The 4,899-nt window shown below is 70.0% G+C and carries 7 protein-coding genes; 5 read left to right on the top strand and 2 right to left on the bottom strand.

All coding sequences use genetic code 11. From position 1 onward, the window contains the following. Window positions 1-1,003 (bottom strand): transcription antitermination factor NusB (locus JWR86_RS05765; protein ID WP_299562006.1); only part of this gene is annotated, 1,003 nt, incomplete at its 3' end. 92 nt (window positions 1,004-1,095) lie between these two features. On the opposite strand from JWR86_RS05765, the gene JWR86_RS05760 reads away from it, so the two are divergent. Further along, on the top strand, window positions 1,096-1,326 hold the full coding sequence (locus JWR86_RS05760; protein ID WP_299562012.1) for a DUF1674 domain-containing protein: 231 nt from the start codon (window positions 1,096-1,098) through the stop codon (window positions 1,324-1,326). A 61-nt stretch (window positions 1,327-1,387) separates the two neighbouring features. After that, a complete protein-coding gene (locus JWR86_RS05755) occupies window positions 1,388-3,010 on the top strand; it encodes an acyl-CoA synthetase (RefSeq protein WP_299562003.1) in 1,623 nt (540 codons plus the stop codon). A 61-nt stretch (window positions 3,011-3,071) separates the two neighbouring features. Here JWR86_RS05755 and JWR86_RS05750 read toward each other — a convergent pair whose 3' ends face one another. Continuing rightward, entirely contained in the window at window positions 3,072-3,245 is a 174-nt protein-coding gene (locus JWR86_RS05750; protein WP_299562000.1) for a DUF465 domain-containing protein, read from the bottom strand. A gap of 166 nt (window positions 3,246-3,411) precedes the next feature. Between JWR86_RS05750 and JWR86_RS05745 the strand changes: the two genes are divergently transcribed. The 3 genes from JWR86_RS05745 to JWR86_RS05735 form a co-directional block, all read left to right on the top strand. Continuing rightward, window positions 3,412-3,630, top strand: a complete 219-nt coding sequence (locus JWR86_RS05745) for a DUF465 domain-containing protein (protein WP_299561997.1) — start codon at window positions 3,412-3,414, stop codon at window positions 3,628-3,630. Window positions 3,631-3,741: 111 nt separating this feature from the next. After that, window positions 3,742-4,239: a 5-(carboxyamino)imidazole ribonucleotide mutase gene (gene purE, locus JWR86_RS05740; RefSeq protein ID WP_299561994.1), complete on the top strand. Its 498-nt coding sequence runs from the start codon at window positions 3,742-3,744 to the stop codon at window positions 4,237-4,239. After that, window positions 4,232-4,899 (top strand): ATP-grasp domain-containing protein (locus JWR86_RS05735; RefSeq protein WP_299562009.1); only part of this gene is annotated, 668 nt, incomplete at its 3' end. The genes purE and JWR86_RS05735, both read left to right, overlap by 8 nt.

Below are 4,899 nucleotides of genomic sequence, written 5' to 3'. Positions count from 1 at the left end.
CCGGGTGGCGCCGGATGGTCCCGGTCGCCGTGCAGGGCGCGTCGAGCAGCACGGCGTCGAAGGGCTCGGCCTGGAAGGCGAGCCCGTCCTGACACACGACCTCCGCGTCGAGCCGCAGCCGCTCGAGGTTTTGGCGGAGCCTGTTGAGGCGGGCGGCAGAGCGGTCCACCGCCGTCACGGTCGCGCCCGCTGCGGCAAGCTGGGCCGTCTTGCCGCCCGGTGCCGCGCAGAGATCGAGCGCGCGCTCTCCCGGCTGAACGGCGAGCAACCGCGCCGGAAGGGCGGCCGCCGCGTCCTGCACCCACCATTCCCCAGCCTCGAAGCCGGGGAGCTCGGGGATCGCGGTCCGGTCGGCGAGGCGGATGCTACCGGTCGGCAGCAGCGTGCCGCCGAGCCGCTCGGCCCAGCCCTCCGGGTCGGTCTTCACGCTGATGTCGACGGCCGCGCCCTCGCGATGGGCGGCCGCGATGGCGGCTGCCCGCTCCGGCCCGTATGCGTCGGTCCAGCGCTGGGCGAGCCAAACGGGGGCGTCGTCGAGCGGCGCGGCAGTCTCGGCGCGGATCTGTTCGGCGTCCCGCGCGACCCGGCGCAACACGGCGTTGGCAAGGCCCGTCAGGTGCCGGAGCTTCGGGTCGCTGCGCGCGAGCTCGACCGCGAGGTCCACCGCGGCGTGGTCCGGGACGTTCAGGTAGAGGATCTGCGCGGCACCGGTCGCCAGCAGCGCAAAGGCGCGTTCGTCCTCGGACAGGCCCTTGCTGAGTCGCTGGTTCAAAACCCGCCCGAGTGTCCCGAGCCGGCGAAAGGTCGTGACCGCGATGGCGCGCGCGAGCGGATCGGCTCCGGCATGGCGGGCCAGGGCATCGTCGAGGCTCGTGCCGGTTCGAAGCACCTCCGCGACGCTCGAATAGGCCAGCTGGCGCGCCGCGAACCCGGGCTGCTCCTCCGCCGGCGCCTGCGCGTCCGGTTTCGGCCCCTGCCGACCGCCACGTTTCACGGCCGGCATAGGCGAGCCTTCCTCCGGCTGCCCGGATCGACCTTGACGCTGTCCAATACGTTCTCCAACTCGCCGGCATGGATACGGCCGCGATCTCTCATATGGGCACAGGCTCGCAACCGCCACAGGACGAGGGCTCCCCCGGCGCCGCGCCGGGCAAACCTTTGAGCGAGGCCGCGAAACGCGCGCTAGCCGAGGCGGCGGAGCGGCGGGCCGACATCGACCGGCGCGCCGCCGAGATCGCCCAAAGCCCCGAGCAGAACGGGCGCGGCGGGCTCGATCCGGTCCGGTACGAGGATTGGGAGATCGGCGGGCGGGCGATCGACTTCTGAGCAAGATTGCCCGGCGGCCAGGCGGACCCTAAAGCTGCAACAAAGCTTCAGGGAGGGGCCGGTGTCCCCATATGATCGGGATCTCGACCGGAATCCGGCGAACCACCAGCCGCTGACGCCGCTGCAATTTCTCGAGCGGGCGGCCCACACGTTTCCTGACCGCACGGCCATCATCCATGGCGGGCTGCGCCGGTCCTATGCCGAGTTCTACGCCCGGACGCGGCGGCTCGCCTCGGCGCTCGCGAAGCGGGGGATCGGCCGCGGCGACACGGTCGCGGTGGTGCTCGCCAACACGCCGGCCATGCTCGAGAGCCATTACGGCGTGCCCATGTGCGGGGCGGTGCTGAACACGCTGAACACGCGGCTCGACGCTGCCACGGTCGCGTTCGCGCTGGACCACGGCGAGGCCAAGGTCCTGATCACCGACCGCGAGTTCGCCCCCGTCGTGAAGGCCGCGCTGGCCTCCGCGTCGGTGAAGCCGCTGGTGGTCGACTACGACGATCCGGAATTCGACGGCCCCGGCGAGGTGCTCGGCGATCTCGATTACGAGGCGCTGCTGGCGGAGGGCGATCCCGCCTTTGCCTGGCAGCCGCCCCGCGACGAATGGGACGCGATCGCGCTCAACTACACGTCGGGCACCACGGGCGACCCGAAGGGCGTCGTCTACCATCACCGCGGCGCGTATCTGACCGCGGTCGGCAACGTGCTGTCGGCCGCGATGGGCCGGCATCCGGTTTATCTCTGGACGCTGCCGATGTTCCACTGCAACGGCTGGTGCTTCCCCTGGACCATCTCGGTCCTCGCCGGGACGCATGTGTGCCTGCGCTGGGTTCGGGCAAAGGCGATGTACGACGCCATTGCGGATCACGGCGTCACGCATCTCTGCGGCGCGCCCATCGTCATGTCGACGCTGCTGAACGCGCCCGCCGCCGACCGGCGCGCGCTGCCGCACCGGGTGGAGTTCATCACGGCCGCCGCGCCGCCGCCCGAGGCGGTCCTCGCCGCGATGGCGAGCGCGGGGTTCAACGTCACGCACGTGTATGGGCTGACGGAAACCTACGGTCCGGCCGTCGTGAACGAGTGGCAGGGCGGATGGGATGCGCTGCCCGAGGGCGAGCAGGCGGCTCTGAAGTCCCGCCAGGGCGTCCGCTATGTGCCGCTCGACGCGTTGGACGTGCTCGATCCCGAGACGATGGCGCCCGTTCCCGCGGATGGGGCGACGCTCGGCGAGGTCATGTTCCGCGGCAACGTCGTGATGAAGGGCTACCTGAAGAACCCGAGCGCGAGCGCCGCGGCCTTCGCGGGCGGCTGGTTCCACTCGGGCGATCTCGGGGTGAAGCACCCGGATGGCTATGTGCAGCTGAAGGACCGCTCGAAGGACATCATCATCTCGGGCGGCGAGAACATCTCGTCCATCGAGGTGGAGGAGGCGTTGTACAAGCACCCGGCCGTGCAGGCCGCCGCCGTGGTGGCGAAGCCGGACGAGAAATGGGGCGAGACGCCGGTCGCCTTTGTCGAGCTGAAACCTTCGGAGATGGTTTCCGCCGAGGAAATTGTGGCCTGGTGCCGCGCCAACCTCGCGCATTACAAGGCGCCCAGGCACGTGGTCTTCGTCGAGCTGCCGAAAACCTCGACGGGAAAAATCCAGAAATTCCGCCTGCGGGAGATGGCCCGGCAGGTCTGACCCGCCATGAAATCCGCCGCCCCTCCTCGAGGCGGCGGATCTCAGGATTGGCGGCGCGACGTCAGTGCGTCGTCCGCTTCAGGCGATAGATTTCATCCTTGAGCTGCAGTTTGCGCCGTTTCAGCTCGGCGAGCCGGGCCGAATCGGTGGAGGGGCGTCCGGTGACATCGTGGAGCTCGCGCTCCAGCGCTTCGTGTTTGCGCTCGAGCTCGGACAGATGGTTCTGCAGCGGCATCTATGTCTCCTCACCTGTTGCGGGGGCCCCAAGCTTTCTCTTGATTCGTGGCAAACCCGTGGCATGAGGCCGCAGGTTGACGGGCCGCGCGCCTTGCTGCGATGCCCGCTCGGCAGCATAGTGGCGACAGCCTTCGGGCGCTACAACTGCGACGCTCGGGAGCCGGATGGTGCTGGAACAGGACGATGATCCTTTGGCCGCGATGCGATCGGAGCTGTCGCGGCTGAAGCAGGAGCATCGGGATCTGGATTCCGCCATCGATGCCCTCGATGCGATGAATGGCGGCGATCAGCTCCAGGTGCAGCGCCTCAAGAAGCGCAAGCTCATCCTGAAGGACCGGATCTCGTTCATCGAGGACGAGCTGACGCCCGACATCATCGCCTGACGGGGGCGGATTGTGTGCGCGGGTAGTGGCCAAAGCGGCTTGCCGTCCCCTGTGCGCTCCTCTAAGCCGCCCTCTTTCGAGCCGGGCGTGCCCGGGAGACCGGAGCGGGGCATGAACGCGGGTGCGCCACCCGTCGCGATCATCATGGGCAGCCAGTCCGATTGGGCCACGATGCGGCACGCCGCGGAGACCCTGGACGCGCTCGGGATCGCGCATGACGACCGGATCGTCTCGGCCCATCGCACGCCCGATCGGCTGTTCTCCTTCGCCAAGGGCGCGCGCGCGGCCGGCTTCAAGGTAATCGTCGCGGGTGCAGGCGGAGCCGCCCACCTGCCCGGCATGGCCGCGTCCATGACGACGCTGCCCGTGCTCGGCGTTCCGGTGGAGTCGAAGGCGCTCTCCGGGCAGGACAGCCTTCTGTCCATCGTGCAGATGCCCGCCGGGGTGCCGGTCGGGACGCTCGCGATCGGGCGGGCCGGGGCCGTCAATGCGGCGCTGCTCGCGGCCTCGATCCTGGCCCTCGAGGACGAGGCCCTGTCGGAGCGGCTCACGGCGTGGCGGCAGGCCCGCACGGACGAGGTGGCGGACCGGCCGCGTGACGATGCTTGAGCGAGTCGCGCCTGGCGCCACGGTTGGAATTCTGGGCGGTGGCCAGCTCGGCCGCATGCTGGCCCTGGCCGCCGCCAATCTCGGCTTGAAGTCGCACATCTTCTGCCCGGATCCGCACAGCCCGGCCTTCGACGTCTCGGCCCGCCACAGCGTCGCCGATTACGAGGACGAGGCGGCTTTGCGCGCCTTTGCCGGGGCGGTCGACGTCGTCACCTACGAGTTCGAGAACGTGCCAGCCCGCACGGCCGAGATCCTCGAATCGATGCGGCCGCTCCATCCCGGCGCCAAGGCGCTCGCGACCGCGCAGGACCGCCTGGCCGAAAAGACCTTCGTCGCCGGGCTCGGCATTCCGACCGCGCCGTTCCGGGCCGTCGGCAGCGAGGCCGAGTTGGCGCGCGCGCTGGAGGAGCTCGGCGGGCCCGCCATCCTCAAGACGCGCCGTTTCGGCTACGACGGCAAGGGCCAGGTCAGAATTCGGCCCGGCGACTCGGTTGCCGAAGCCTGGGCCCAGCTCGGCGGCGCGCCCGCCATCTTGGAAGGCTTCGTCCCGTTCAGCCGCGAGGTGTCCATCGTGGCCGCGCGCGGGCGCGACGGTTCGTTCGCGGCCTACGATGCGTGCTGGAACGAGCACCGCGACGGCATTCTCCACCTGACCAGGGT

The sequence above is a fragment of the Enterovirga sp. genome, from assembly GCF_028290205.1.
Taxonomy (GTDB): Bacteria; Pseudomonadota; Alphaproteobacteria; order Rhizobiales; family Beijerinckiaceae; genus Enterovirga.
The sequence above is the reverse complement of the archived record's forward strand: the minus strand, read 5'-3'. Positions and strand labels throughout refer to the sequence as shown.

Excerpts from the sequence above, each read along its gene's own strand:
- JWR86_RS05760 (WP_299562012.1), top strand. The coding sequence starts at position 1,096 with ATGGGCACAGGCTCGCAACCGCCACAGGACGAGGGCTCCCCCGGCGCC.
- JWR86_RS05750 (WP_299562000.1), bottom strand. The coding sequence starts at position 3,245 with ATGCCGCTGCAGAACCATCTGTCCGAGCTCGAGCGCAAACACGAAGCG.
- JWR86_RS05745 (WP_299561997.1), top strand. The coding sequence starts at position 3,412 with ATGGTGCTGGAACAGGACGATGATCCTTTGGCCGCGATGCGATCGGAG.
- purE (WP_299561994.1), top strand. The coding sequence starts at position 3,742 with ATGAACGCGGGTGCGCCACCCGTCGCGATCATCATGGGCAGCCAGTCC.